We start from the raw sequence: 25,448 nt of genomic DNA on the forward strand, positions 1-25,448 counted from the left end.
TCATTTGGCAATGTATTCACCCTCGTAAATCTCTTCGAGAAGCGAAATGAACAGCTCGTTTACTTTGGGCAGGCCCCCGGATCGGGTGACGATCTGCATGATGCAGGTGTAATCCTCGTCGCTGTTGGGTAGGCGCCGGAGGCGGCCCTGTTGTTCTAACGGGACCGCCAGATGCAAAGGCAAGAGGCCGATATAAGCCCCGCTCAGAACAAGGATCAGCTGCGCCTCAATCTCTTGCACGAACAGGTCCCGCTCGGACGGGTTCAGAGTCTTCCGCCGTTGTTGGTTCCAGTATCCGCGATGCACCCAGGCCTGACGCGCAATTACATCTTCTGAGATCATCTCTTCCGAGACATCGAACAGCGGATGCGCATCCGCGCAATAGAGCGCGTGGTTTTCCTCATATAGATCGGTCAGTTTCAAACCATTGCTAACATTATCAAAACTTCCGAACCCGATATGATAGCTACCGTCCAGAATGCCTTGCAAAATCTCCTGCGGTTCCGAAATAGCTAGATCAATCCGAACAGCTGGTGCGGCTTCGGTGAAGCGTTTGATCGCTTGTGGCAGTTTGAAATTCTTGTCGCTCGTGGTGGCATCGACCACGGCCAGTTTCAAACGGCCCACAAGGTTGCCCTTTAACTCGGCCAGATGGGTCGAGTGTTCGTCCAGCGTCCCAAGCAGCGCCATGCCGATCTGATGCACCATCTGCCCCTTCTCGGTCAGCAGAAACCCACGCCGCCCCCGTTGACACAGACGCACGCCCAGACGCTCCTCTAACGCGGTAATGTGGTTCGAGATCGTGGGCTGGCTAAGACCAAGCTCGACCTGCGCAGCCGAAAAGCCGCGATTGCGCACAACACTGTCGAACACGGTCAAAAGATGGATATCTGAGCCGGTGATTTTCATCGTTGCATTGAGCCAGAGAAATGTATCCGTTTGCAACGCGCTATTTGTAAAAACCGGCTTTCTGAATACGGTCGCGCCGGGAAACGCTTAAAATTTGATCCCGCTGCAGCACAACAAGGGGCCCGACATGAAAATCACCGCATTCCAGATGCAGGCGGGCGGCACCCCCGAAGACCGGATGATCCAGTTGGAACAGGCCATGCGCGATGCCAAAGCAGACGGCACCGATCTGCTGGTCGCGCCCGAGCTGGCGATTTCGGGATATGGGCGCGGGCCGGAACTGCAGACGTTGGCGCAGGCAAAGGACGGTCCATGGGTGCAAAAACTGCAGCAATTGGTGCGCGATCTTGGCATCAGCCTTGTCACCGGCTTTCCCGAAGCCGACGGCAACCGGCGTTACATCAGCGCTGTCATCATCAACAGCGCCGATACCGATACACCGCTTATCTATCGAAAGAATTGCCTCTATGGCGACTATGAAAAAGGGATTTTTGAAACGCCCGAACGGTCAACAGTTTTAACAGAAATGCACGGCCTGAAACTGGGCTTTCTGATCTGCTATGACGTGGAGTTTCCGGAAAACGCCCGCAGACTGGCACAGGCTGGCGCGCAGGTGATTATCGTTCCGACGGCAATGGCCGAAGGACCCGCAGGCGCGTTCATTACGCAACATGTGGTTCCGGTGCGCGCGTTCGAGAACCAGGTTTTCATTGTCTACGCCAATCACGCAGGCACGGATGAAAGCTATAGCTATCAGGGCATGTCCTCGATCGTGGCGCCCGACGGACAGAGTCTGGCGTTTGCACCGCAAGACGCACCTGCAATGATCTCGGCCCGGATCGATCCCGGAGAGTATGCGCAATCGCGCTCGGACAATCCGTACCTGTCCGATACGCTGACGCTTGAGCTGGCGCGCCCGTGACCGGTCGGAGACTTCTGTATTGACCTCATCCCTTGCGATCCTGAACGGCTCAATCCAAACGATGGACGCCTCGGCCAGCGGATTTCAGGCGCTTTTCGTTCGGGGTAATCGCATCGAAGCGTTGGGGTCTGATGATGAAATCCGCGCCTTGTGTGAGGAGACGACCCAAATTTTGGACGCCGGCGGCGCAACAGTGCTGCCCGGGTTTGTCGAAAGTCACATGCACATTTTCTTCGGGGCCTATGCGCCCACCGTGCTGCGGTTGGAAAACATCACAGGTACCGCTGCTTTAACCCGCGCGATACAGGATTTTTCCAGCCAAAACCCTGACGAAACCCTGCTCGTGGCGCAGGGCTTGGCCTATGACGCGTTTGACGGCGGACGCAATGCGGATCGGCATATACTGGACGCGATTTGCCCGGATCGGCCGCTGTTGCTGCAAAGCGCCGATTTCCACAACGGTTGGGCGAATACTGCCGCTTTGTATGCCGCAGGTGTCATGCAAGGACGGGATTTGGGCCCTGCGTCTCACATAGAACTGGACGCAAACGGGCTCGCCACGGGCACGTTGATCGAACCGCCCGCCGTCAGCGCGATTCAGGCGCTTGGCCGCCATGGCGGGCGCGAGGTTCTGGGGCTGGAGGGCGTCGAGCCCGCCGGGCATGTGACGCGCGACCAGCGTGAGGCGGACAAAGCGCTTTTGCGCGCAGGGCTGCGCTATTGCGCACGCCACGGGATCACCACGATCATCAACATGGACGGCAATCTCTACCAGGCCGGGTTGCTAAAAGAGATCGAGGCCGAAGGCGATTTGTACTGTCGGCTGGAATTGCCCTTTCACTTCACTCCCGGTGCGCCAGCCGAGAACATTGAGATCGCTGAAAGAATGCGCCGCGATTTGAACAGCGAGATGTTGTGGTGCAACCGCGTCAAATTCTTCATGGACGGCACTTTGGATGTGCAAACGGCCTATCGAATACAGGACTATCCCGGCACGCCCGGCCACAAAAGCGCGCCCCTTCATGACCCAGCACGCTTTGCCGAGCTGGCGACGGAACTGGACCGGCGCGGCTTTCAGATTGCGGTGCACGCCATTGGGGATGCATCCGTGAAAGTTGTTCTGGACGGTTATCAGGCCGCACTTGAGGCAAACGGCGCGATGGGAAACCGCCACCGCGTCGAACATATTGAGTTGCTTGACCCCGCCGATCGTCCACGGTTCTCGGAATTGGGTGTGATCGCCTCATTCATGCCGCCGCACCCGCCGGGCTGCGGGGATTTCCCGTTGGAACCTTTGACCTCGATCATCGGTCAGGACCAATGGCCCGACGCCTATGCATGGCGGACACTGAAAGAGGCGGGTGCTCGGGTTTGCTTTTCAAGCGATTGGCCTATTGCCGCCCTCCCACCCCTGACAGGTATCGACATCGCCATTAGCCGACGGGTTTGGGCCCCCGATCAGAAAGACGAACGGCTGAGTTTTGATGACACCCTTGCAGCCTATACCAGCGAAGGGGCTTATGCCTGCCGCCGCGACGAACAGTTTGGGCGTCTGGCGCCCGGATTGCTGGCCGATATCGTGGTGCTGGACCGTGAACTGACAGAGCGCAACGCAGGCCAAGCCGACGTGGCAGCGACGATCTGCAACGGAGTCGTCAGCTACGCCGCTAAAGGCTGAAGTCGATGCACAATCGGCCGGTCACATCCCCGGCCTGCAACCGATCCAGTGCAGAGTTGACCTGATCCAACGCTACAGTTTCCACATCCACCCCGAGTGGGCGCTGCGCCGCAAAATCCAGAAAATCCAACAGGTCCTGCCGTGTTCCAACGGACGAGCCGAACACCCTATGCCCACCGTCGATCAGCCACAGCATCGACAGGTCCACGGGGTCATCCACCAAGGCCACAGCCACAATATCGCTCAGCGGGTTCACCGCATCCCTGATCGTATCCCAAACCCTGGCTGTGGGCGCGAAGTTCAGCGTCACATCGGCGCCCCCGGCCTGACGCACGGCCGCCCCGGCATCCGGGCCCGCAAGGATGCCCAGATCCGCCCCAAGCCTTTGCGCCGTCCGCAGTTTGGCCGGGTCCTGGTCCACGACGATCACTCGGGCCCCAAGGGCTTTGGCGATCAGAACCGCGTATTGTCCCAAGCCCCCGGCACCGATGATCAGAGCGTTCTGCCCTGCCTCCAGCTTGGACCGTTTGAGTGCGCTCCACGCGGTCAACCCAGCGCATAACAGTGGCGCCCCTGTGATCGGATCGATCTGATCCGGGATTTCAAGGGCAAAGCAGGCCTCAAGCACGGCATATTCGGCAAAGGCCCCGTCTTGCTCGACCCCACGGGCCCGTTGCGCGGGACAGTAATTCTCGAGCCCGGACCTGCAGGGCTTGCAAGCAAGGCAGGTGTCATACAGCCATGGCAACCCGACACGCGCGCCGATGGATGGTGCATTCCGGGTGCCCGCACCGACGGCCACAACCCGGCCTATGCCTTCATGACCGAACACTCTGGGATACGCACTTTCAGGTAGCGGCTCGTCCCGCAGATGAAGATCGCTGTGGCAAATACCGCAGCTTTCCAGTTTCACCAGAACCTGACCTTGGGCGACCTTCGGCAAGGGTATCTCGGTCACCACCAAAGGGGCACCCGGCCCCGTACTCACCGCTGCTTTCATCGTGCTTGGAAGACCAGTCATAACACCCCGTTTGTTACACCCCGATAGCCCCGGATCACCCCGAAAATGCTCTCAGAACCATAGATCGAAAGATCATGACGATCCACGCTTTGCCGAGGCTGATCTTGGAGACGCAAGCCCGTGCCACAGCGCAGCTTAAGCTACCCCGCTACTCACTGCGCAAGCGAGGCACGGGCTTGCGGGACCAATCGGCACTCATTTTTCAGATGGATCAGCCTCGGCATAGTCGCGCAGGCGTTCGATGTCGGCAATCTCGGCATGGTTGCGGTTAATCTTTACGCCAACTGCCTTGAGGCGCGAAAACGCGCGGCTCAGGCTTTCGGGCTTCATCCCAAGACGGCCTGCAATCAGCATCTTGTCATAGGGCAGTTCGACATCGCAGCCGCTGGTTTCGTCGTCGCAAAGGCCCAGCAAAAACTCCGCGACCCGCTGCGCGCCGGTCTGCGCCTTGAGCTGTTCCAGCTGCGCCACCAGCGCGTGAAGATGGGTAAAGGTCGAAGCCAGAATCGACACTCCGATTTCCGGGTCTTCCTTCATCAGCGACAACAAGAGCGGGCTGGGAATATGCATGATATCGCAGGCCGAGACCGCCTCGGCAGACACAGGATAAGGGACATTCCGCAGCGCGACCGCTTCGCCAAAGCTTTCGCCACGTGTAAAGACGCTCACCACCGCCTCTGCCCCGGTCGGAGACATGCGAAACAGCTTGACCCAGCCTGCCAGAACCACGTGAACGGCCTTGGCCTCTTCTTCCTGCAGGAAAATCGTCTCGCCGCGGTCGTAGCTGCGCCAAATAGCGTGACTCAACAGCGTATCGACATGTTGATCCGGCAAGCTCTTGAGCAATAGCGACTGCCGCGCGATTGCCTTTTGTGTTTCATGTGCCAAGAAAGTTCCCCTGCTTCCCTGATCGATTGTCTGAACAGTACGATCCTCTGGATCAGGCTATGCCAAAGCTGGGAACAACGCACCAGTCTTTTCCCGCATCAACTTGACTATTGTCATGTTGCGAGGGTCGCCGGACGCATACCCTTGGATCAAAGCCAGTAATCCGGGGAGCAATCAAGATGAACTACGAGCGATTTTTCACCCAGAGTCTGGACGACCTGCGGGACGAGGGAAATTACCGCGTTTTCATTGACTTGCAACGCCACTGCGGATCGTTCCCGAACGCCCGCCAGACCGATGGTTCAGTCCAGCGGGACGTGCGCATCTGGTGTTCCAACGACTACCTTGGCATGGGTCAACACCCATCTGTGATCGAGGCAATGCATGACGCATTGGACCGCTGCGGCGCAGGAGCCGGGGGCACGCGAAACATATCAGGCACCACTCACGACCATGTGCTGCTAGAGGCCGAGCTGGCCGAGCTGCACGGAAAAGAAGCCGCGCTTCTGTTTACTTCCGGATATGTTTCGAATTGGGCCGCCCTCGGTACCCTGGCCGCGAAAATCCCCGGTTTGATCGTGTTTTCGGACGCGTTGAATCATGCCTCGATGATCGAAGGCATCCGCCATTCGCGCGCGCAGAAGGTGATCTGGAAGCACAATGATCTGGAAGATCTTGAGGCGAAACTGGCCGCCGCCGATCCGGACGCACCGAAGATGGTCGCGTTCGAGTCCGTTTACTCAATGGATGGCGACATCGCCCCGATCAAAGAGATCTGCGATCTGGCCGACAAATACGGCGCGATGACTTACCTCGACGAGGTGCACGCCGTTGGCCTTTACGGCCCGCGTGGTGGCGGTATTGCCGAGCGCGAAGGTCTGATGGACCGTCTGACCGTGATTGAGGGCACTCTGGGTAAGGCCTTTGGTGTGGTTGGCGGCTATATCGCGGCCTCTGCGGCGTTGTGTGATTTTGTGCGCAGCTTTGCTAGCGGATTCATCTTTACCACCGCTCTGCCGCCGTCGATTGCCGCAGGGGCCGCTGCGTCGATCCGCCATCTGAAGCAATCGAATGTCGAGCGCGACCTGCAAAAGGCCCGCGTGGCGCACGTGCGCGCGCGGTTGGATGCGGAAGGTATCCCGCATCTGCCCAACCCCAGCCACATCATCCCGGTGATGGTGGGCGATCCGGTTAAATGCAAATTCATCTCGGACACACTGCTGGAAGAGTTCGGGATTTACATTCAGCCGATCAATTACCCCACCGTGCCGAAAGGGACCGAGCGGCTGCGGATCACACCGTCCCCGGTTCATACAGACAAGGATATCGACCATCTGATAGGTGCTCTCTCAGAGCTATGGCACCGCTGCCAGATCGCTCGGATGCCGATGGCCGCCCAATAATCAATACGCCTCCTTTTGCTGAAGACTGCGCCGTCTCATATGAGGCGGCGTTTTTTCAGATCAGGTAGAGGGAGAAGATGACAACGGCAAAGCTGATCAGCACCATCATGAAGCCGCGCAGCCAGGCGGGGCTCGTGGCAAGCTCGAGATAGCGCGCAAGGATGATGCGGGATTTGGTGAGTGCCAGGATCAGGATGCAAGCGCCAAGGAATTTGGGGGATATCGGCAGCAGCGTCAGGATCGCGGATGCGATGCTGAGCGCCAGAAGGGCGAGCCATGCGCCTGTGAGCGAGCTCGGGAGCCTCCGGCGAGAGTATTTTTGAAAAGATGAAGGTGTGGGCATCGCGCTTATCCCAGCAGGTAGATCACGGGGAAGAGCATGATCCAGACCAGATCGACCATGTGCCAGAACTGCGCGCCTGCCTCGATGTTTCGGGGATCGTCGCGCCACGCGACCAGCAGCAGGATGGCGATGCCGGCCAGCACATGGGCGGCGTGAAAGCCGGTGAGCAGGTAGTAGAACAGGAAAAACGGGTGGGTCTCGTAGGTGATGCCTTGCGCGGCTTTGCCTGCGTATTCCGCGCCTTTTATGATCAGGAACACAACGCCCAGCGCAGCCGCCGCAATCAGCGCCATTCGGGCGGCGGAGCGGCGCGCGGCTTGCCGCCAGTGCAGGGCCTGCGCGGCGAGATAGCCGGACGTGATCAGGACGGCGGTGTTGAGCGCCGCGCCAGTGCGGTAGAGATGCGATTGTGCCTCGGCAAAACCCGCGGGGTCGGTCAGGCGCACGCCCATGAAGGCGATCAGCCCGGCGCCAAAGACCAGCAGTTCCGAGATGATCAGCACCCACATCAGCAACTCGCCCGGAAGCTCGTCGATCAGGGAAGTGTCGCTCATGCGCCGACCAGTTGGCGGTAGATCTGCGGCAGCGCCATGGTCAGGCGGTGCGGGTCAGGGATGACGGCGAACCCGCCTTGACCGAACATGCGTGGAAACCAGCTTTTGCCGGTTTTGTCGATGGTGACGCCAAAGACAGATTGCCCGGCGCGGCGGGCCTCGCGGACTGCCATGCAGGTGTCTTCGATACCGTGGCGGCCTTCGTAATGGTCCAGATCGTTTGGCTTGCCATCAGTGATGACCAGTAACAACCGACGCTTGCGGGACTGTTCTGCCAGATCGGCAGAACAATGACGGATCGCCGCGCCAAGGCGTGTGTAATGGCCGGGGCGCAGCGAGGCGATACGTTGTTCGACGGTGCCGCCCATCGGCTCATCGAACCGTTTGCAGCGCTGCACATAGACGCGCTGACGTTTCAGCGAACTGAAGGCGTGGATGGCGAAATCGTCGCCGCAGGCATTCAGCCCCCAGGCCAAAGCGGCCAGCGCCTCGCGTTCGATGTCGATCACGGCGCGACCCGTGACGGCGCTTTCGGTGGACCGGCTGACATCCAGAAGGATCGAGACCGCCAGATCGCGCGCTTCGGGGCGGGACTGCATCCAGATGCGTTCATTGCCTTCGCCGCTGGCATGGCGGTCGGTTTCGGCGCGCACGGCGGCTTCGATATCCAGCTGATCACCGTCCAGATGACCACGTGTCATCACGCGACCCGGGCGCAACGCCTCGAATTGGCGTTTGACGGCGCGGATGCGACGAGCGGTGGCGGGGTCTTTGCCGAATTCAGCCGCATCCTCGCGGATGTCGGCATCGGATAGCAAAACGTTCACATGGTCCGGCAGGTACTCCCCGGTGCGCACATCCCATTCGGGATAGAGAATGCGGCCAGACAGGCGTTCGCGGTTCACGTCCTCGGGTGCCAGATCCAGATGCAGTTTCAGTTTGGTGGGCGGGGCCTTGGAGATCTGCCCCAGCCCGATCTCTTCCTGATCGTCAGCGGCTTTCTTGGCGTTATCGGGGTCGTCGTCATCAATACGCCGGTTGATATTCAAGAACTCGGCCCAGCTGAGGATCGCTTCGAACTTATGCAGGATGAAACTGTCGCTGCGGTTCGCCTGATCCGATTTGCGGCGGCGGGCGCGGTGGGTTTTTTCGCCCGATGCTTCGGGCTCGCCCTCGGTGTCGGGATTTTCGACCTCGTTATGTTCGGAAAAGCCAACGGCGCGCAGCTCGGGCCACAAGGGCACCGGGCGCATCGGTTGGTAGCCGCGCGGGGCGGTCAGGTCGTCGTCCAGCGTCAGAAGCTGCTCGGCCTTTGGCGACAGGGGCGCCGGGTCGCCCAGCTTGTGCCGGATCAGTTCTTCCACTGCGGCCTCAACAGGGGGAAGGCCGGGAATATCGCGCTGATGCAGGACACCTTTGCAAAGCTCGGTATAAAGCGGGCGCAGGCCGGGGGCGTCGTCGAGCGTCGCCACAACCATGTCCTGCGCTGCCATCAACGCACGCAGATCGGCGCGCAGCGGATCATCTTCGTCAATGCGGGTTCCGGCATGGGCGGCAGCGGCGGCCAGCCAGACATAAAGCGCGCCGTTGGCTTCGCGCGCAGGAAACACCGCCAACCGGTCGGGCAGGCGCAAGACTTCGCCATCGAAAGACGCGCGCGGCATCAACTCGGCCTCGGTTGCCAGTTTGCGACGCCAGCTCAGGCGGTGGCGTGAAATCTCGGGTGAGACCGGGCGCAATTCAACGCCCGGGCTACCCCCAAGTCCTCGGAAGAGGACGGCCAGCCGCCCCGCGACCTCTGAGAGGTCGACCGCGGCTCCAACATGCACCTCAGGTGCATCGAGGCGGCTGGCAAGGGTGTGCCACAGTTTCCCGATCGTTTCTTCGGGTTCCCATGGCTCAAAATCGATCCTGACCATCGGCCGGCCTCACCCAAAGACAGCCGTGACAAGATCGAGGAGCCCGCGTTTGATGTCCTCGTCATCCGTCAGAGGTTCAACCATAGCGGCAAGGATGGCGCGGTCGGTGGACATGCCCTGCGCGATCAGCGTCGCGGCATAGACGACCAGACGGGTGGAGACGCCTTCCTCAAGGTCCTGACCCTTGAGCCCGCGCAACTTGTTCGCCAGCCGGATCAGCGGCTTGCAACGTTCCAGCGGCAGGCCGCTTTCCTGGGCGACAACCTCGGCCTCCATCTCAGGCGATGGGAAGTCGAACTCCAGCGAGATAAACCGCTGACGGGTCGAGGGTTTCAGGGTTTTCAGGATATTCTGGTATCCGGGGTTGTAGGATGCCACCAGCATGAAGCCGGGCGCGGCCTCAAGTTCCTCGCCAGTGCGATCGATCGGAAGGATGCGCCGGTCGTCGGTCAGCGGGTGCAGCACGACAGTCACGTCCTTGCGGGCCTCGACCACCTCATCAAGGTAGCAGATCGCGCCTTCGCGCACCGCGCGGGTCAGGGGGCCATCGACCCAGACAGTTTCGCCGCCTTTCAGCAGATATCGCCCGATCAGGTCGGCGGCGGCAAGGTCATCGTGGCAGGCCACGGTGTAAAGCGGGCGGCCAAGCTTGGCGGCCATGTGGGCCACGAAACGGGTTTTGCCGCAGCCTGTCGGGCCTTTCAGCAGAACCGGCAGGTCGTTGGTGTAAGCGGCGCAGAAGACGTCGCATTCATCGCCTTGGGGCAGGTAGAAGGGGGCGTCAGCCGCCCCCTCGTTCAGTTTCATGGAGCCGTCCATATCCATCACTCCGCAGGGGTTTCAGCTGCGCCGGGTTCAATGATCTCTTTCCGGGGAACCCAGATCGAGTAGATGAACAGCAGCGCACCAAGGACCACAACGATGCCAGAGCCAAGGCGCATCCAGTAGAAGATGGCGACCTGATCCTGCACATCCATGAAGTAGTCACCGACCACCCGCTGCATGTGCGTCTGCACGGTTCCGGCGAAGGTCAGCACGAAGGTCATGAAGACCATGCCGCTGGTCATCAGCCAGAACGAACCCATGTTCAGAACCTGATTATAGGGATCGCGGTTCTTGAGGATCGGCATCGCATAGCTGAAGATCGCCAGGTTGAGGCAGACATAGGCACCATAGAAGGCCAGGTGACCGTGGGCTGCAGTGATCTGTGTACCGTGGGTATAGTAGTTCACCCCGTGCAGCGTGTGCAGGAAGCCCCAGACACCGGCTCCGAAGAAGGCCAATGTGGCACAACCCAGCGACCACAGCAGAGCGGCCTTGTTGGGATGGTCCCGGCGGCCCTTCCAGACCATGACGAAGGCAAAGGCCATCATCGCGAAGAACGGGATCACTTCGAGGCTTGAGAAGATCGACCCGATCCACTGCCAGTAACCCGGCGTACCGATCCAGTAGTAGTGGTGCCCTGTGCCAAGGATGCCCGAGAACAGTGCGGCGGCGACGATGACATAGAGCCATTTCTCGACGATCTCACGGTCCACTCCCGTCAGCTTGAGCATCAGGTAGGCGAGGATCGAGGCCATGATCAGCTCCCACACACCTTCAACCCACAGGTGGACAACGTACCACCAGTATTGCTTGTCCAGCGACAGGTTGCCCGGGTTGTAGAAGGCAAACAGGAACAGCAGCGCCAACCCCCAAAGACCCAACAACAGGATGTTGGTGATGGCGGTCTTCTTGCCCTTCAGAACGGTCATCGACACGTTGTAAAGGAAGATCAGCGCGGCCACGACGATGCCGGCCTTGACCCATTTGGGCTGTTCCAGAAACTCGCGCCCCTCTTTGCCCAGCAGCCAGTTGCCTTCGAACAGGTTGAAGACGTAAGTCACAACCACGCCCAGCGTGCCAACCACAAGGATGATAAGCTGTAGATAGGCCAGCTTGGGCGAATGGATCTCACGCTCGGCCTCTTCCGGGATCAGGAAATAGGCGGCCCCGAAGAACCCAAGGATCAGCCAGACGATCAGAGAGTTGGTGTGCAGCATCCGCACGATGTTGAACGGCAGAAGCTCGCTCAGGAAATTGGGGGATACATAGATCAGACCGGCCAGCAGGCCGCCGATCACCTGTATCGCGAACAGGCCCATGGCTACGGCAAAGTAGGCGTAGGCGATTTTTTGGGATTCGTATTTCATTGTCCTTGTCCCTTTCTCAGCCCGCCTCGTTGGGCGGCCAGCCCTGCGCGTCGATATTGTCCGTCCAGATCAGGAAGTTGGTCAGATCACGCAGCTCGTCGTCGCTGAGGTTGAAATTGGGCATCTGCCGACGACCGGGAATGCCGGTCGGTTGTGCTTCCATCCAGCCCTTGAGCGAGTCAAAGGCCGATTCCGGGTCGTCCAGGACACCCCAGCGGGTCATCACGTTGCCGACCTCGGGGGCAAAGTAGGCCCCTTCGCCGAGGATCGAGTGACAGTTGATGCAGGCGTGTTTTTCCCAGACATGCTTGCCCCGAACCACACTTTCATCGAGCTTTGCCGAGTTCTCGGAATTCACGATGTACAAGTGCGAATGGGCCGACAGGGCCAGAAAGATGAGGATGAAGAACAGGGACCCGCCATAGAATATGTTGCGAGCCATGCTCTTTGTCATGACTTCTCGCATTGCGCTCTCCTTTGCGCAGATTAGTTCGTATGGTGACAATGGCGGTTGGGCCGCGGGGCTTCCTTAACGAAAGTCAAGACTGCGTGAGGGAATGGTTAAAACTATGGAATATATGAATATTCAGGCCGCGCGCGGGCCGGTCAGGGCCGACCACATGGCGATCAGATAAAGCGTGAAGGCCCCGATCCACAGCCCATCCACCACCAGCATCACGGTCAGATAGCCAGTGGTCAGATCCGACCCCACCCATCTGAGAATCGCCGCCAGCGCCATCAGCGCGTAGGCCACCGCCATCGGCGGCGGCGCGATCAGCGCCCGCCCGCTATGACCCAGCGCGGCGCGGCTCATGACCGCCAGGGTCATGCCGCCAACGCAGCCGATGCCCAGTACATGCAGCGCCGCGATTTCGTTACCGATACCCAGCAGGGACATGCCCCACAGGATCAGGCCCAGCGCCAGCATCCCCAGCCCGACATGCAGCGCGATCAGGATCGGCTGCCGCAGCGCCCAGGCCGACCGCCAGCGCACCATGCGCAGGATCTGCACGAGGCCAAGCAACAGCGCGACTGCTCCGGTCAGCGGGCTGAGGCCCAGCAGCAATGCGCTCAGCGGCAGCAGCAGGGCGATGATCATTCCGGCCTTGTCCAGCGCCGCCACCGAGACGGGCCACGCCGCCTCGGGCGCGCCGTCGCGTTTCATTGCGTTGCGGGTGAAAGCCGGGGTGATCCGCCCGCCCAGAATCGCGATCATTGAACATAAGGTCAGCAACCCTGCGCGCAGGCCGATATCAAGGCTATGGCCTGTGACGCCCATCCATTCGAGATGAGTCAGAAGGTTGGAAATCCAGATCAGGCTGAGCAGCAGCAGGAACACCATATTCTGCGGTTTTGGCCGACGGATCAGCTGAGTCGCGATCTTCGCCGCAAGAATCGGCACGAAGGCCAGATCAAGCACCGCCACCAGAACCGGCGGCAACAGGCCCGAGAACCACATCGCCAGACGACCCAGCAGCCACAGGCCCGCGGCCAGGGTGATGAACCGGGCGCGCGCCTCGGGCGCTCCGGTCCAGTTTGGCACGGCAGTCAGGAAAAACCCGCCCAGCGCGGCGGTGGCATAGCCAAAGATCATCTCGTGCGCGTGCCACATCGGCGGGGTCATGGCGTAGGACGGATCGCTGTAAGGCACCGCGCCGGTCTGCATCATCAGCCAGACGCCCCAGACCCCGCCCACGAACAGGCCGTATAGCCCGGCAGACAGGAAAAACACCCGAAACCCTTCGCCAAATACCCGTACGATGATTGCCGACATGCCCGCTCTCCTCGGCCTTGATGGCTTTGGCGTGCAGCCTAGCGGGGATCGGTCTGCGCGGACTTAACCAAGGTCAAGACGCAGAAAACATACGCCAAAAACGCTTATTTTATTGGACGCATTTTTTACCCGGCGGCACGTTTTGCGTCCCTTCCGTTGACTTTCGTCAAGGATGACATCCGCGTGATGTCCCACTCTTGGGTCTGCCTCACCAGTAAATGGAGAGTGATCATGTCACTTGGAATCAGCTACAACAGAACTGGCCGCGCCTTTGGGGTCGGTTTGGCGATGCTGCTGGGCAGCGTCGCTGCGCCAACCTTCGCCGACGAACCAACCCTAAGCAAGGAAGCCTTTGAATCATCGAAACAGCTTTACTTTGAGCGGTGCGCGGGCTGCCACGGCGTGTTGCGCAAAGGCGCGACAGGTAAAAGCCTTGAGCCATTGGTAGAAACGAAAAATGCCGATGGAACTGTCACCGAGTCCGGGACCCTCAAGCTGGGTCAGGAACGACTCGAACGGATCATCGCTTGGGGTACCGAAGGCGGGATGAACAACTTCTCGGACGTTATGACCGAGGACGAGATCCGCGACATGGCGACCTATATTCAGATGGAGCCGCCCAAGCCGCCCGAGATGTCGCTTGAACAGATGATGGCGACCCGCAAGGTCTATGTCGAACCCGAAGACTATCCGTCCGAGCCGCTGCATGGCCGCAACTGGGAAAACTTCTTCGTGGTCATCGAACGTGACGTGGGCAAGGTAGCCGTGATCGACGGCGACACCAAAGAAGTGTTGGCCCATATCCCGACAGGCTACGCGGTGCACGTTCTGAAAGCCTCCGAGCACCACAAGCTGGAAGAACCGGAAAATCCGGGCCGCTTCTGGTACACCATGGGCCGCGACGGCAAGATGACTAAAATCGACCTGTGGCAACAGCCCGAGAATATGCTCGTGGCCGAGGTTACCATCGGGTATGACGCCCGCGACGTGGCCGTATCTGGTGATGGCAAATATGTCATCGGTGGTGCCTATTGGCCTCCGCATTTCGCGATCGTCGATGCCGAAACCATGGAGCCGAAAAAGGTCGTCTCGACCCGCGGTGTGAACGTGGACGGGGACTATGTGGAAGAAAGCCGTGTGGCCGCCATCTACACCACCCCGAACGAGCCCACATGGATCGTCGCAGTCAAGGAACTCGGCCAGCTATGGCAAGTGGATTACACCGACCTGGACAATCTGCGTATCGACAAGATCGACAGCGCCAAGTTCCTGCATGACGGTTTCTTCGACCCAACCGGTCGTTACTTCCAGATCGCCGCAAACGCGTCGAACAAGATGGTTGTCGTGGACACCCAGACTCACAAGCTGGAGGCCCTGATCGATACAGCACCGTTGCCGCACCCCGGCCCCGGCGCCAACTGGGATGACCCGAATTGCGGTCCCGTTGCCGGTACAACCCACCTGGGCGAAGGCACAGTCACCGTTTGGGGCAACGACCCCGAAGGTCACCCGGATCAGGCATGGCAGACTTGCTATGAGGTGGAAACTGACGGACCCGGTCTGTTCATTCGGACACACCCGAACTCGGATTACATCTGGGCCGACCAGACCAAGCACCCTGAGCCTGAAATTCAGCAATCGGTGCAGGTGATCGACAAGGCAACCGGTGAGATCGCAAAAACGATCCAGATCACCGAAGAGGAAGGCAACGTCGCCGTCCACTTCGAGTTCAACCAGGACGGCACCGAGGTTTGGGTTTCCAAGTGGAACCGCTCGACCTCGAAAGAACCTAACGGTGAGATCGTGATCTTCGACGCCAAAACGCTGGAAGAGATCGGTCGCGTGAAGGGGCTGTTTGCTCCGACCGGTAAGTTCAACGTCTACAACCGTTCGAACCACGTCACCTGACGGGTTCAGCAACTGACACCGGAAAGGGCGGGCCCCTCGCCCGCCCTTTCCACGTTTGACACATCAGCCAAATCCACAGGCCTGACACCGAAGGCCAGAGAAGAAAGCCAAAACGGAGCCCGGATATGACCTCGGAACCGGAAAAGAAAAAACCGATCTGGCGCCGGTATTTCCTGTGGGGAATGCCCGTGGCCGGCATCGCTGCGGCCTTTGCCGCCGGCATCATCTTCTGGGGCGGGTTCAACACCGCCATGGAAGCGACCAACACCAAGGAATTCTGCGTTTCGTGCCACGAGATGCGTGACTTCGTCTACGAAGAATACACCGGCACGATCCATGACGTGAACCGGTCCGGCGTGGGCGCGGTCTGTTCCGACTGTCACGTGCCCAAGGACTGGACGCATAAGATGATCCGCAAGATCAAAGCGTCCAAAGAGCTGTATGGCAAGATGGTCGGCACCATCAACACGCGCGAGAAATTCGAAGCCAAGCGCGTGCATCTGGCGATGAACGAATGGGAGCGGATGAAAGCCACCGACTCGCGCGAATGCCGCAACTGCCACGATTTTGAATCCATGATGCCCGAATTCCAAAAACCCCGCGCGCGGCAGCAACACCTGAACGCGATGACCGTTGGTCAGACCTGTATCGACTGCCACAAGGGGATTGCGCACTCGGATGCCCGTGATCGGGCGGATGAGGATTACCTGGAAGAACTCGAAGCCCCAAACCCAGCGTTCATTCGCGAGATCCCGGCTGAATATCTGGCCAGCCTGGAACGCATCGAAGCCAAGGAAGCCGCCGACGCCGAGGCTGAAAAAGCCGCCCGCGCAGCGCAGCAAGAGGCGGTACAGGCGCAGATCGCAGCCGCCGTGGATGCCGCTGTAGCCGAAGAACGCGCCAAGGCTGCAGGCGAAGAAGCCGCAGCACCAGCGGGTGGCGGCAGCGATGTCGGCACCAATATCGATTGGGCCGCTGTTCCAAGTGCGGATATGAAGCTGTTCTATCCGGGTCAGGCTTCGTTCGAATGGGTCCAGAACGGTAGATCGCATGGCGGCGCACGTCCTTTGACCAAAGGCGGCGACAAATGCACCACCTGTCACGCCGCAGAACTGGACGCGATCGGTAACAAGATCGTGGCCGGTGGCGATCTGGAACCAACGCCGATCCCCGGTAAGCGTGGCGTCATCGATGCAACCGTACAGGCGGCCCATGATGACGAGAACCTGTATATCCGCCTGCAATGGCCGGATGCGGGCCACAACCCTGCCCCCTTCGTCGATGGCGGCAAAATGGACCCCGACAACCAGATCAAAGTGGCGATGATGATCACCGGCACTGGCATCGAGATGGGTGATCAGGTGGGTTGCTGGGCCTCGTGTCACGCAGACAACACCTATATGCCCTTTGATCCGGGTGCGGATGCGATTGCGGCCAATGGCGACTTCTCCAGTCGCATGACCGCGCAGGATACGGTGACCAAATACCTCAGCGAAAGCCGCACCGAGGTCGACACCAAAGGCCGCCGGGGCAAGCCTCTGGGCGGTTGGGACAAGCTGCAGGCCGCCGAGCAGATCGAACAGTATCTGGCCGATGGCACCTATCTGGACCTGATGCGCGTCTATGCGGACGGCAGCGCCACCAATGGCTACCTGCTGGAACAGCGCGTGGTCAATGACGGCGAGATCGCCGCCTCCGCTAGCCTGGACGGCGGCCTCTGGACGGTCGTATTCACCCGCCCGCTGAACTCGGGGGCAGCCGGTGACGTGCCGCTGGCATCCGGTCAGACCTATACGGTCGGCTTTGCCATCCACGATGACTTTGCCGCCGCACGGTTCCACCACGTGACGTTGGATACCAGCCTGGCGCTGGATGATGACAGCGCCTTTATCAACGTGGTCAAACAGTAACAGATCGGGGCCGGACAGCCCGGCCCTTTCCCAACCCTAAGGAGAGGTCGATGAAACCCCAAAACCTTCTTCCTGCCCTGCTGCTTCTGGCATCCCCCGCGCTGGCCGCAGATGACGACATCGCCGCCACCTGCGCCGAGGCCGAAGAGCGCTATGTCGAGCTGTTCGGCCAGCCGTCATCGGCTGTTGAAGATGCCGAGGTGGTGCTGATGTACAAATATCTCTTTTGCCCGGTCGAATTGACGGTCAAGGCAGGCACCACGGTGCGCTGGGTAAACGTCGACAAACGCACCAGCCATTCGGTCCTGCTGAAAGACGGCAGCGAACCCGAAAGTGACCGGCTGTTTCCCGAGGAATCGGTGGATCTGACCTTTCTTACCCCCGGTCCGCAGGAATACCTGTGCGGGCCGCATTGGGAAACACAGAACATGATCGGAATGATCACCGTCGAACCCTGAGCCGAGGCAACCATACAGGCACGAAAGAGGAGCGCGGGCGCAAAACCCGCGCTCCTTAACTTTAGTCAAGGAGGTTTGTTTTGGATTGCGCCAGTCTGACCCCATGACACGCCCGGCTCACCCAGCAACGTCACCGGATCGCGCAGGACCTCCGGGCTCAACGAACATTCAGACCAAGCGAGTTCACACATGAGCGGTAAGGTTTTTCTGATTGGCGCAGGCCCCGGCGACCCCGAACTGATGACCCTGCGCGCCCTGCGGATGCTGCAAGAGGCGGATGTCGTGGTTTACGACCGTCTGGTCTCGGCCGATATCCTGAACCTGCACGCGGCAGGTGCGCGGCTGATCCCGGTGGGCAAGGCTCCCAAATGCCACACCGTGCCGCAGGATCGCATCAATGACATCCTCGTTGAAGAGGCCAGCGCCGGTCACACGGTTGCGCGGCTCAAGGGCGGCGATCCGATGATCTTTGGCCGTGGCTCGGAAGAGGCCGCGCATCTGATGGCCAACGGCATCCCGGTCGAATACGCGCCGGGGATCACGGCCGCGCAGGGCGCGTCCTGCTCTACCGGCGTACCGCTGACCCATCGCGGGTTGGCGACCTCGGTGCAATATGTCACCGGGCACCGTCAGGCCGACAAGGTGCTGGATCTGGACTGGAAACGCCTGGCCGACCCCGACTCGACGCTGGTCGTCTATATGGGCGTCGCCAATATCGGCCAGATCGCCATGGGGCTGATGACCGAGAACCTGCCCGGCTCGACCCCGGTACTGGCCGTCGGAAAGGCCACCACACCAGATGAACGCCGTCTGGTCTCGCGGCTGGATCGGCTGGCTGCGGATGTGCGCGCGGCTGATCTGAAGGCACCGACACTGTTCATTATCGGCAAGGTGGTTTCGCTTTATGCGGAACAGCCAGTGGCTGAGTTATTGGAGCAGGCTCATGGCTAAGCTTGGCTCTAAGAAATTAGGGCCGCGCCCGACCCTGGGTGGGCGAGAAGCGCCCTCCCGGGGGGAGGGTCGGGCGCGGCCCGGCGTTGCCGCCGGGCGATCCGGTTGGACCGCGCGCGCTGTCCTGACAACCGCAGTGCTTGTGGCCACAACAGCATTCGCCGCCGACACGCTCGACCCCAACGCCCTGAAACGGCTTGTGCATCAGGATTGCGGCTCGTGTCACGGGCTGTCGCTGAAGGGCGGCCTTGGCCCCGATCTGCGGTCCGAAACCCTTGAACACTACGACGCCGAGGTTCTGACCGGCGTGATCCTCGATGGCATCCCCGACACCGCGATGCCCCCCTGGCGGCCCCTGATCAGCGAAGAAGAGGCCGAATGGATCGCCCGTTACCTGCTGGCACAGGAGGCACAATGAAACAGCTTATCCTCACTCTTGCCGCCACGCTGCTGATGACCACAGCACAGGCGGAACCCACAGCCACCGGAGACCTGGGCCTTGTGATCGAACGCGCCAAGGGCTCGGTCCTGCTGGTCGATCAATCCGACCGCGCCGCGCTGGCCCGGATCGAAGGGCTGGGCGACCTGTCCCATGCCTCGCTGGTCTATTCGCCCGACGAACGCTTTGCCTATGTGTTCGGCCGTGACGGTGGGCTAACCAAGGTCGATATCGTCACCCGCCAGATCGTGAACCGTGTCGTGCAGGCGGGCAACGCCATCGGCGGTGCGATTTCGGATGACGGCAAGCTGGTCGCCGTGTCGAATTATGAACCCGGTGGAGTGCGGGTCTTTGATGCGGACACGTTGGACATGGTCGCCGACATTCCCACCGACAGCAAAACCATCGGGCTGGTCGATGCGCCCGGTCGCCGGTTCGTGTTCACCATGTGGGACACGGGCGAGACCTGGATTGCCGATTTCGCCAAGGGCGACCCGGCGATCACCAAGATCCCCGATATGGGCAAGAACCCCTATGATGCGCTGATCACCGCCAACGGACGGACCTATATCACCGGCCTCTTTGGCGAGGATGGCTTAACCGCGCTGGACTTGTGGTCTGAGACGCCCGAACCGATCCGCGTGCTGCCCAACTACGGGCGCGGGCAAGAGGAAATGCCGGTTTACAAGATGCCCCATCTGGAGGGCTGGGCGCTGACGGGGCGCGAGTTCGTTCTGCCGGCCGTCGGCCATCACGAGGTTCTTTGGATCGATGCGGACACCCTGACCGAAACCGGGCGCACGCAGACTCATGGCCAGCCGGTCTTTGCAATGGCGCGGCCTGACGGGCGGCAGGTTTGGGTGAATTTCGCCCACCCGTTGAACGACACGATTCAGGTGATCGATTCCGTCAGCAAAGAGATCATCCACGAATTCAAACCCGGCCCTGCCGTGCTGCATATGGAGTTCACACCACGCGGGCATGAGGTCTGGATCAGCGTGCGCGATGCCAACAAGGTCATGGTCTACGACACGCAGAGCTTCGAGAAACTGCGCGAGATCGAGGCCGACAGCCCCTCCGGCATTTTCTTCACCGCCCGCGCGCACAGAACGGGGCTGTAACCGATGCAACATATCACTGACCCCATCGATTGCCGTCTGCTGGACGAGTTCCAGCGCGATTTCCCCATCACCACGCGTCCGTTTCAGGTTTTGGCCGACGCGCTTGGTCTGGACGAGGCCGAAGTGCTCGACCGGCTGGCGCGGATGCGCAAGACCGGGCGCATCACCCGGGTAGGCGCGACCATCGCGCCCGGCGCGGTATCCGCCAGCACCCTTGCCGCTGTCGCCGCCCCTGACGCGCGTCTGGAAGAGGTCGCCGCCCTGATCGATGCGGAACCCGGCGTGAACCACAATTACCAGCGCGAGGATGACTGGAACCTCTGGTTCGTGGCCACCGGCCCGGATCGGGCGCATGTGAACGAAACGCTTGCTCGGATCAGCCGCCGCACCGGATTGCGCGTGCTGGACCTGCGGCTGGTGCGCCCGTTCAACGTCGATCTGGGGTTCCGGATGTCGGGCGAGACCCGCAATGTTCCCGGCCCCCGCAAGATAGATTGTTCAGCCATGCAGGACGGCGACCGGCCCCTGTTGCAGGCGCTCAGTTCCGGGCTGTCGCTGGTCGCGGAACCCTTTGCCGCGCTGGCCCGGTCCTTAAGCCGCAGCACAGTCGATGTGATGGGACGGATCGAGGCCCTACACGCGGCCGGGATCATCTCGCGCCTCGGCGTCATCGTACGCCACCGCGCTTTGGGCTGGTCGGCCAATGCGATGGTAGTCTGGGATATGCCGGCCGATCAGGTTGGCGCCGCAGGTCCGGCGCTGGCCGCTCATCCAGGCGTGACGCTCTGTTATGAGCGCAACCCGGTCGAAGGCGTCTGGCCCTATCGCCTTTATTCCATGATCCACGCCCGCTCACGCCCCGAAGCGCTTGAAGTTCTGGCCAATGCCACCGCCCTGCCGGAACTGGCTGGTGCGCGGCACAAGGTTCTATTCTCGACCCGTTGCTTCAAGCAAACCGGCGCGCTGATTCAGGCGAAAGAGGTGGCGGCATGACACTCGACGATACAGACCGCGCCATCCTAAACCGGATGCAGGACGACTTGCCTTTGACCTCGCACCCCTACGCGGTGATCGCCGAGGAACTGGGGATCGCGGAATCCGACCTTCTGAGCCGCATGACCCGCATGAAAGAAGACCGCGTCATCACCCGTTTCGGCCCCTTCTTCGACGCGGCCGCAATGGGCGGAGCCTTCTGCCTGTGCGCGATGGCCGTAGCTCCGCAGGATTTCGAAACCGTCCTGACCAAAGTCAATGCGCATCCGGAGGTCGCGCATAATTATGAGCGCACGCACCGGCTGAATATGTGGTTCGTTCTGGCGACCGAAACACCCGAAGGGATTGTAACCGCAGCCGAGGCCATCGAACGGGAAACCGGGATCGCAGTCCTGCAATTTCCCAAACTTCAGGAATTTTTCATCGGCTTCCGGGTGGCAGCATGATCGACGCAAAAGACAGAGAGATCATCGAGGCGCTGCAAGGCGGCCTGCCGCTGGTGCCTGCGCCTTACGCGCAGGTGGCCGAGGGGTTGGGTCTGGATGAAGACACCCTGATGTTCCGCCTCGCCGACATGAAATCGCGCGGTGTAATCCGGCGCATTGCGGCGGCCCCCAATCACTACAAGCTGGGCATGACGTCGAACGGCATGACCGTGTGGGATGTGGCGGATGATCAAGTGGCCGAGATGGGCACCCAGATCGGCCTTCTGCCCTTTGTCACCCATTGCTATGAACGCCCCCGCGCGCTGCCTGACTGGCCCTATAACTTGTTTGCCATGGTCCACGGCACCGACCGGGCCGAGGTCGAGGAGAAGCGCGCCGAGATCGCGGCCATTCTGGGCGAGGCCTGCCGGGCGAAAGATATCCTCTATTCCACGCGCATCCTGAAAAAGACCGGGCTGCGCCTGAAAACGAAAGGCTGAGATATGTTCCGCCTGACCGAATACATGCACCAGTTGGTCAAGCCGACCCCGGTGCGAAAACGCCGCCCCGGTCCCGTGAAGCCAGTGGTAATCTGGAACCTGACCCGGCGCTGCAACCTGAAATGCCGCCATTGCTACACCGTCTCGGCGGATGTGGCCTTCCCCGGCGAGCTCAGCCACGAGCAAGCCATGGTAACCCTTGAGGATCTGGGCCAATTTCGCGTCCCGGCCCTGATCCTCTCGGGTGGGGAACCATTAGATCGGTTCGATTTCTTCGACATTGCCAAACGTGCGCGTGACCTGGTGCCGATGCTGGCGCTGTCCACGAACGGCACCCGGATCTACGACGAAACCGCAGACATGATCGCCGATGTGGGGTTCAACTATGTGGGCATCTCGCTGGACGGGATCGGCGCCACGAATGACTGGTTCCGCGGCGTTGAAGGCGCCTTTGCCGACGCCCTGCGCGGCGTGCGCGAATGCAAGAAACGCGGTATCAAAGTGGGCCTGCGGTTCTGCCTGACCGAAGGCACCCAGCATCATCTGCCTGACCTGTTGAAGCTGTGCGATGATGAGGGTGTCGACAAGTTCTATCTGTCCCACCTTGTCTATGCCGGGCGCGGCGACAAAAACCGGGGCGAGGATGCCGAACATCTGCGCACCCGCACCGGTCTGGACCTGCTGCTGGAACGCGCGTGGGAGGCCGCATCCGGGGGCCGCCCGCTGGACATCGTGACCGGCAACAATGATGCCGATGCCGGGTATTGCCTGAACTGGGTCCGGGCGCATTTCGACGCCGACAAAGCGGCACATGTGCGAGAGCATCTGGCAGCGTGGGGTGGAAACTCCAGCGGGCTGGGCGTGGCCAATATCGACAATCTGGGCCGCGTGCATCCCGACACCTATTGGTCGGATTACACGGTTGGCAATGTGAAGACCAAACCGTTCTCCGAGCTGTGGACCAGCGATGACCCGATGCTGGCGATGCTGCGCACCCGTCCGCGCCCGCTGAAGGGGCGCTGCGGGGCCTGTCAGCTCAAGGACGTCTGCGGCGGCAACACCCGTATCCGGGCGCTGCAACTGACTGGCGATCCGTGGGCCGAGGATCCGGCCTGCTATCTGTCAAATCAAGAGATCGGTGTTGAAGATGCAGGCGAGCGCCTGCAGGTCACGCCGTTCCGGGGGAAAAGCCATGATCCGGCGCATCAGTTCTTTTGAAATCCTTGGTCCTGCCGGCCCGGCCGTTACGCGTGTGGCGAGGGCAGGAGCCTCCGGCGGGAGTATTTTTAAAAAGATGAAGATCGGGGCCCTGTGTTCGGTCCTGAGTGTGGGCGCAGCCTGGGCGGATGCGCCTTCGGACTATGCTGAATTCTGTGCGTCCTGTCATGGCGAGAACCGTCTGGGCGGGGTTGGTCCTGCGTTGATCCCTGAGACACTGAAACGGATGCGGGGGCCGCGTGTGGCGGCGGTCATCGCCGAAGGTCGGACCGCGACTCAGATGCCAGCGTTCTCGCATGAGCTTGATGCGCTTCGGATCGAAGAGCTAGCGGGCTGGCTAAAATCTCCGCTGGAGACTGATCCAGAATGGGGTGAAGCCGATATCATGGCCAGCCGTATTCTGGACGAAGACTATGCAGCGGTGGACGCGCCCGTTTGGAACAGCGACCCGATGAACATCACTCTGGCGGTTGAAACCGGTGACCACCATGTCAGCGTGCTGGACGGGGATACGTTCGAGGTTCTGGACAGGTTCGAGACACCTTTTGCCGTGCATGGCGGGCCGAAGTTCAGCCCCGATGGGCGGTATGTGTTCATCATGTCGCGCGATGGCTGGGTGCAGAAATATGACATCTGGGCTTTGCAGCAGGTGGGCCGCGTGCGCGCGGGTTTGAACAGCCGCAACATCGCGATGTCGGGCGATGGCAAATGGGTGGCTGTGGCGAATTACCTACCGAACTCGCTGACGTTGCTGTCGACCGAAGATCTGTCGGTGGCGAAGGTTGTCGAGGTCAAAAGCAAGAAGGGCACTCCCAGCCGCGTTTCGGCCGTCTATCAGGCGCCGCCCCGTGAGAGCTTTGTGCTGGCACTGAAAGATGTGCCCGAGATTTGGGAAGTGTTTTACGGCGCCAACCCGCCGCAATTCGGGCTGGGGCATGATTTCCGCATCGAGGGGCAGTTCAAAAACCCTGATCCCTTCCCAGTGCGCAAGATCACGACGCCCGACTATTTGGACGACTTCTTTTTCGACCAGAGCTATGAATACGTGATGGGTGCCTCGCGCGATGGCAAGGGTGGACAGGTAATCGATCTGGTGATCGGTCATAAGGTGGCCGATCTGGACCTGCCGGGGATGCCTCACTTAGGTTCGGGTATTACGTGGAAACATGGCGATACCACCGTGATGGCGACACCACATCTGACCGATGGCACCGTGTCAGTGATCGACATGGAGACATGGGAAACGGTCAAACGGATTAAGACCGAAGGGCCGGGTTTCTTCATGCGCAGCCATGAGAATTCGCCGTATGTCTGGGCCGATGTGTTCTTTGGCCCCAACAAAGACGCCATGCATGTGATCGACAAGCAGAGCCTTGAGATCGTTAAGACCTTGCGCCCTGCCCCCGGCAAGACCGTGGCGCATGTGGAGTTCACGAAGGATGGCAGCCACGCGCTGGTTTCCATCTGGGAGGATGACGGCGCGGTGATTGTTTATGACGCGCAGACGCTGGAAGAAGTGCGCCGCCTGCGGATGCGCAAACCCTCTGGGAAGTATAATGTCTGGAACAAAATCACCTTCTCGGAAGGCACCAGCCACTGAGGGCAAATGGCCGGTCTGGAAACTGGCTATCCTGCTCTATCCGGCCACGGCTTTGACCGTGGCCATCAACCTGTTTCTAGCCGGGTTAATCCTGCATAGTGCGGGTTTTGGTGCCATCAGCCCGATCTCTGCGATCCTGTGGTCCATCCCATCAGGTGCCCCTGCGGCCTGGTTGGCAGGGCGTTGGGTGCGCGGGTTGATGGATGAAGCAGGCGGTTGATTATAAATGCAAATTTTCGAATTTGATTAATTTTTGGACGGTTCAAAAACAAATGACCTAAGTCAAGTAGCGACTCGTTCAAATCCTCTACCACCAAGGCAT

25 protein-coding genes are annotated in these 25,448 nt (G+C 60.5%); 15 read left to right on the forward strand and 10 right to left on the reverse strand.

Annotation, left to right across the window (positions count from 1 at the left end):
- Entirely contained in the window at nucleotides 1-909 is a 909-nt protein-coding gene (locus ACR0KM_RS05150) for a LysR family transcriptional regulator (RefSeq protein ID WP_480858032.1), read from the reverse strand.
- 127 nt (nucleotides 910-1,036) lie between these two features.
- Here ACR0KM_RS05150 and ACR0KM_RS05155 point away from each other — a divergent pair, with 127 nt between their 5' ends.
- Both ACR0KM_RS05155 and ACR0KM_RS05160 read left to right on the forward strand, forming a co-directional pair.
- Nucleotides 1,037-1,831 (forward strand): carbon-nitrogen hydrolase family protein, encoded by a 795-nt coding sequence (locus ACR0KM_RS05155; RefSeq protein ID WP_480858034.1) that lies wholly within the window; start codon nucleotides 1,037-1,039, stop codon nucleotides 1,829-1,831.
- Between the two features lie 19 nt (nucleotides 1,832-1,850).
- A complete protein-coding gene (locus ACR0KM_RS05160; protein ID WP_480858035.1) occupies nucleotides 1,851-3,509 on the forward strand; it encodes an amidohydrolase in 1,659 nt (552 codons plus the stop codon).
- Here the strand turns inward: ACR0KM_RS05160 and ACR0KM_RS05165 are convergent.
- Both ACR0KM_RS05165 and ACR0KM_RS05170 read right to left on the reverse strand, forming a co-directional pair.
- Nucleotides 3,499-4,530, reverse strand: a complete 1,032-nt coding sequence (locus tag ACR0KM_RS05165) for an alcohol dehydrogenase catalytic domain-containing protein (protein WP_480858037.1) — start codon at nucleotides 4,528-4,530, stop codon at nucleotides 3,499-3,501. The two genes, ACR0KM_RS05160 and ACR0KM_RS05165, sit on opposite strands and share 11 nt — an antisense overlap.
- Before the next feature lie 195 nt (nucleotides 4,531-4,725).
- The gene (locus ACR0KM_RS05170) at nucleotides 4,726-5,418 is read right to left on the reverse strand and encodes a Crp/Fnr family transcriptional regulator (RefSeq protein WP_480820458.1); all 693 of its coding nucleotides are present in this window, start codon (nucleotides 5,416-5,418) and stop codon (nucleotides 4,726-4,728) included.
- A gap of 179 nt (nucleotides 5,419-5,597) precedes the next feature.
- Between ACR0KM_RS05170 and hemA the strand changes: the two genes are divergently transcribed.
- Nucleotides 5,598-6,821 carry a 5-aminolevulinate synthase gene (gene hemA, locus ACR0KM_RS05175; protein WP_480858039.1) on the forward strand — a complete coding sequence of 408 codons (1,224 nt, stop codon included), beginning with the start codon at nucleotides 5,598-5,600 and terminating at the stop codon, nucleotides 6,819-6,821.
- Nucleotides 6,822-6,876: 55 nt separating this feature from the next.
- On the opposite strand, the gene ACR0KM_RS05180 is transcribed toward hemA, so the two are convergent.
- From ACR0KM_RS05180 to ACR0KM_RS05210, 7 genes are all read right to left on the reverse strand, one after another.
- Nucleotides 6,877-7,164 (reverse strand): cytochrome C oxidase subunit IV family protein, encoded by a 288-nt coding sequence (locus tag ACR0KM_RS05180; protein WP_480858041.1) that lies wholly within the window; start codon nucleotides 7,162-7,164, stop codon nucleotides 6,877-6,879.
- A 5-nt stretch (nucleotides 7,165-7,169) separates the two neighbouring features.
- The gene (locus ACR0KM_RS05185; RefSeq protein WP_480858042.1) at nucleotides 7,170-7,718 is read right to left on the reverse strand and encodes a cytochrome c oxidase subunit 3; all 549 of its coding nucleotides are present in this window, start codon (nucleotides 7,716-7,718) and stop codon (nucleotides 7,170-7,172) included.
- Nucleotides 7,715-9,637, reverse strand: a complete 1,923-nt coding sequence (locus ACR0KM_RS05190; RefSeq protein ID WP_480858044.1) for a nitric oxide reductase activation protein NorD — start codon at nucleotides 9,635-9,637, stop codon at nucleotides 7,715-7,717. Before ACR0KM_RS05190 ends, ACR0KM_RS05185 begins: the two co-directional genes overlap by 4 nt.
- Before the next feature lie 9 nt (nucleotides 9,638-9,646).
- Nucleotides 9,647-10,456: an AAA family ATPase gene (locus ACR0KM_RS05195; RefSeq protein WP_480858046.1), complete on the reverse strand. Its 810-nt coding sequence runs from the start codon at nucleotides 10,454-10,456 to the stop codon at nucleotides 9,647-9,649.
- A gap of 5 nt (nucleotides 10,457-10,461) precedes the next feature.
- Nucleotides 10,462-11,829 carry a cbb3-type cytochrome c oxidase subunit I gene (locus tag ACR0KM_RS05200; RefSeq protein ID WP_480519990.1) on the reverse strand — a complete coding sequence of 456 codons (1,368 nt, stop codon included), beginning with the start codon at nucleotides 11,827-11,829 and terminating at the stop codon, nucleotides 10,462-10,464.
- A gap of 16 nt (nucleotides 11,830-11,845) precedes the next feature.
- Nucleotides 11,846-12,295, reverse strand: a complete 450-nt coding sequence (locus ACR0KM_RS05205) for a c-type cytochrome (protein ID WP_480519992.1) — start codon at nucleotides 12,293-12,295, stop codon at nucleotides 11,846-11,848.
- Between the two features lie 120 nt (nucleotides 12,296-12,415).
- Nucleotides 12,416-13,603, reverse strand: coding sequence for an NnrS family protein (locus tag ACR0KM_RS05210; RefSeq protein WP_480858048.1), 1,188 nt, complete (start codon nucleotides 13,601-13,603; stop codon nucleotides 12,416-12,418).
- 231 nt (nucleotides 13,604-13,834) lie between these two features.
- On the opposite strand from ACR0KM_RS05210, the gene ACR0KM_RS05215 reads away from it, so the two are divergent.
- The 12 genes from ACR0KM_RS05215 (at nucleotide 13,835) to ACR0KM_RS05270 (ending at nucleotide 25,346) form a co-directional block, all read left to right on the forward strand.
- Nucleotides 13,835-15,511: a cytochrome D1 domain-containing protein gene (locus ACR0KM_RS05215; protein WP_480820443.1), complete on the forward strand. Its 1,677-nt coding sequence runs from the start codon at nucleotides 13,835-13,837 to the stop codon at nucleotides 15,509-15,511.
- 125 nt (nucleotides 15,512-15,636) lie between these two features.
- The gene (locus tag ACR0KM_RS05220) at nucleotides 15,637-17,421 is read left to right on the forward strand and encodes a NapC/NirT family cytochrome c (RefSeq protein WP_480858050.1); all 1,785 of its coding nucleotides are present in this window, start codon (nucleotides 15,637-15,639) and stop codon (nucleotides 17,419-17,421) included.
- Between the two features lie 50 nt (nucleotides 17,422-17,471).
- Complete coding sequence (locus ACR0KM_RS05225) at nucleotides 17,472-17,879, forward strand: cupredoxin domain-containing protein (protein ID WP_480820439.1); 408 nt, start codon at nucleotides 17,472-17,474, stop codon at nucleotides 17,877-17,879.
- 189 nt (nucleotides 17,880-18,068) lie between these two features.
- Entirely contained in the window at nucleotides 18,069-18,830 is a 762-nt protein-coding gene (gene cobA, locus ACR0KM_RS05230; RefSeq protein ID WP_480858052.1) for a uroporphyrinogen-III C-methyltransferase, read from the forward strand.
- The gene (locus tag ACR0KM_RS05235) at nucleotides 18,823-19,248 is read left to right on the forward strand and encodes a c-type cytochrome (protein WP_480858054.1); all 426 of its coding nucleotides are present in this window, start codon (nucleotides 18,823-18,825) and stop codon (nucleotides 19,246-19,248) included. The genes cobA and ACR0KM_RS05235 overlap by 8 nt, the downstream gene beginning before the upstream one ends.
- Nucleotides 19,245-20,390, forward strand: coding sequence for a cytochrome D1 domain-containing protein (locus ACR0KM_RS05240; RefSeq protein WP_480858056.1), 1,146 nt, complete (start codon nucleotides 19,245-19,247; stop codon nucleotides 20,388-20,390). The genes ACR0KM_RS05235 and ACR0KM_RS05240 overlap by 4 nt, the downstream gene beginning before the upstream one ends.
- Nucleotides 20,391-20,393: 3 nt before the next feature.
- Nucleotides 20,394-21,383 (forward strand): siroheme decarboxylase subunit beta, encoded by a 990-nt coding sequence (ahbB, locus tag ACR0KM_RS05245; RefSeq protein WP_480858057.1) that lies wholly within the window; start codon nucleotides 20,394-20,396, stop codon nucleotides 21,381-21,383.
- Nucleotides 21,380-21,829 (forward strand): Lrp/AsnC family transcriptional regulator, encoded by a 450-nt coding sequence (locus ACR0KM_RS05250; RefSeq protein ID WP_480858059.1) that lies wholly within the window; start codon nucleotides 21,380-21,382, stop codon nucleotides 21,827-21,829. Before ahbB (ACR0KM_RS05245) ends, ACR0KM_RS05250 begins: the two co-directional genes overlap by 4 nt.
- The gene (gene ahbB, locus ACR0KM_RS05255; protein ID WP_480732058.1) at nucleotides 21,826-22,308 is read left to right on the forward strand and encodes a siroheme decarboxylase subunit beta; all 483 of its coding nucleotides are present in this window, start codon (nucleotides 21,826-21,828) and stop codon (nucleotides 22,306-22,308) included. The genes ACR0KM_RS05250 and ahbB (ACR0KM_RS05255) overlap by 4 nt, the downstream gene beginning before the upstream one ends.
- 3 nt (nucleotides 22,309-22,311) lie before the next feature.
- Nucleotides 22,312-23,526, forward strand: a complete 1,215-nt coding sequence (gene nirJ / locus ACR0KM_RS05260; protein ID WP_480858062.1) for a heme d1 biosynthesis radical SAM protein NirJ — start codon at nucleotides 22,312-22,314, stop codon at nucleotides 23,524-23,526.
- Between the two features lie 76 nt (nucleotides 23,527-23,602).
- Nucleotides 23,603-25,126 (forward strand): cytochrome D1 domain-containing protein, encoded by a 1,524-nt coding sequence (locus ACR0KM_RS05265; protein WP_480858064.1) that lies wholly within the window; start codon nucleotides 23,603-23,605, stop codon nucleotides 25,124-25,126.
- A complete protein-coding gene (locus ACR0KM_RS05270) occupies nucleotides 25,083-25,346 on the forward strand; it encodes a hypothetical protein (protein ID WP_480858066.1) in 264 nt (87 codons plus the stop codon). Before ACR0KM_RS05265 ends, ACR0KM_RS05270 begins: the two co-directional genes overlap by 44 nt.
- The last annotated feature ends 102 nt before the right edge of the window (nucleotides 25,347-25,448 follow it).

The organism is Ruegeria sp. G10 (assembly GCF_056533645.1).

Excerpts from the sequence above, each read along its gene's own strand:
- ACR0KM_RS05220 (WP_480858050.1), top strand. The coding sequence starts at position 15,637 with ATGACCTCGGAACCGGAAAAGAAAAAACCGATCTGGCGCCGGTATTTC.
- ACR0KM_RS05185 (WP_480858042.1), bottom strand. The coding sequence starts at position 7,718 with ATGAGCGACACTTCCCTGATCGACGAGCTTCCGGGCGAGTTGCTGATG.
- nirJ (WP_480858062.1), top strand. The coding sequence starts at position 22,312 with ATGTTCCGCCTGACCGAATACATGCACCAGTTGGTCAAGCCGACCCCG.
- ACR0KM_RS05270 (WP_480858066.1), top strand. The coding sequence starts at position 25,083 with ATGTCTGGAACAAAATCACCTTCTCGGAAGGCACCAGCCACTGAGGGC.
- ACR0KM_RS05205 (WP_480519992.1), bottom strand. The coding sequence starts at position 12,295 with ATGCGAGAAGTCATGACAAAGAGCATGGCTCGCAACATATTCTATGGC.
- ACR0KM_RS05225 (WP_480820439.1), top strand. The coding sequence starts at position 17,472 with ATGAAACCCCAAAACCTTCTTCCTGCCCTGCTGCTTCTGGCATCCCCC.
- ahbB (WP_480732058.1), top strand. The coding sequence starts at position 21,826 with ATGATCGACGCAAAAGACAGAGAGATCATCGAGGCGCTGCAAGGCGGC.
- ACR0KM_RS05180 (WP_480858041.1), bottom strand. The coding sequence starts at position 7,164 with ATGCCCACACCTTCATCTTTTCAAAAATACTCTCGCCGGAGGCTCCCG.
- ACR0KM_RS05150 (WP_480858032.1), bottom strand. The coding sequence starts at position 909 with ATGAAAATCACCGGCTCAGATATCCATCTTTTGACCGTGTTCGACAGT.
- ACR0KM_RS05240 (WP_480858056.1), top strand. The coding sequence starts at position 19,245 with ATGAAACAGCTTATCCTCACTCTTGCCGCCACGCTGCTGATGACCACA.
- hemA (WP_480858039.1), top strand. The coding sequence starts at position 5,598 with ATGAACTACGAGCGATTTTTCACCCAGAGTCTGGACGACCTGCGGGAC.
- ACR0KM_RS05155 (WP_480858034.1), top strand. The coding sequence starts at position 1,037 with ATGAAAATCACCGCATTCCAGATGCAGGCGGGCGGCACCCCCGAAGAC.
- ACR0KM_RS05215 (WP_480820443.1), top strand. The coding sequence starts at position 13,835 with ATGTCACTTGGAATCAGCTACAACAGAACTGGCCGCGCCTTTGGGGTC.
- ACR0KM_RS05210 (WP_480858048.1), bottom strand. The coding sequence starts at position 13,603 with ATGTCGGCAATCATCGTACGGGTATTTGGCGAAGGGTTTCGGGTGTTT.
- ACR0KM_RS05195 (WP_480858046.1), bottom strand. The coding sequence starts at position 10,456 with ATGGACGGCTCCATGAAACTGAACGAGGGGGCGGCTGACGCCCCCTTC.
- ACR0KM_RS05235 (WP_480858054.1), top strand. The coding sequence starts at position 18,823 with ATGGCTAAGCTTGGCTCTAAGAAATTAGGGCCGCGCCCGACCCTGGGT.
- ACR0KM_RS05190 (WP_480858044.1), bottom strand. The coding sequence starts at position 9,637 with ATGGTCAGGATCGATTTTGAGCCATGGGAACCCGAAGAAACGATCGGG.
- ACR0KM_RS05200 (WP_480519990.1), bottom strand. The coding sequence starts at position 11,829 with ATGAAATACGAATCCCAAAAAATCGCCTACGCCTACTTTGCCGTAGCC.
- ahbB (WP_480858057.1), top strand. The coding sequence starts at position 20,394 with ATGCAACATATCACTGACCCCATCGATTGCCGTCTGCTGGACGAGTTC.
- ACR0KM_RS05165 (WP_480858037.1), bottom strand. The coding sequence starts at position 4,530 with ATGACTGGTCTTCCAAGCACGATGAAAGCAGCGGTGAGTACGGGGCCG.
- cobA (WP_480858052.1), top strand. The coding sequence starts at position 18,069 with ATGAGCGGTAAGGTTTTTCTGATTGGCGCAGGCCCCGGCGACCCCGAA.
- ACR0KM_RS05250 (WP_480858059.1), top strand. The coding sequence starts at position 21,380 with ATGACACTCGACGATACAGACCGCGCCATCCTAAACCGGATGCAGGAC.
- ACR0KM_RS05265 (WP_480858064.1), top strand. The coding sequence starts at position 23,603 with ATGAAGATCGGGGCCCTGTGTTCGGTCCTGAGTGTGGGCGCAGCCTGG.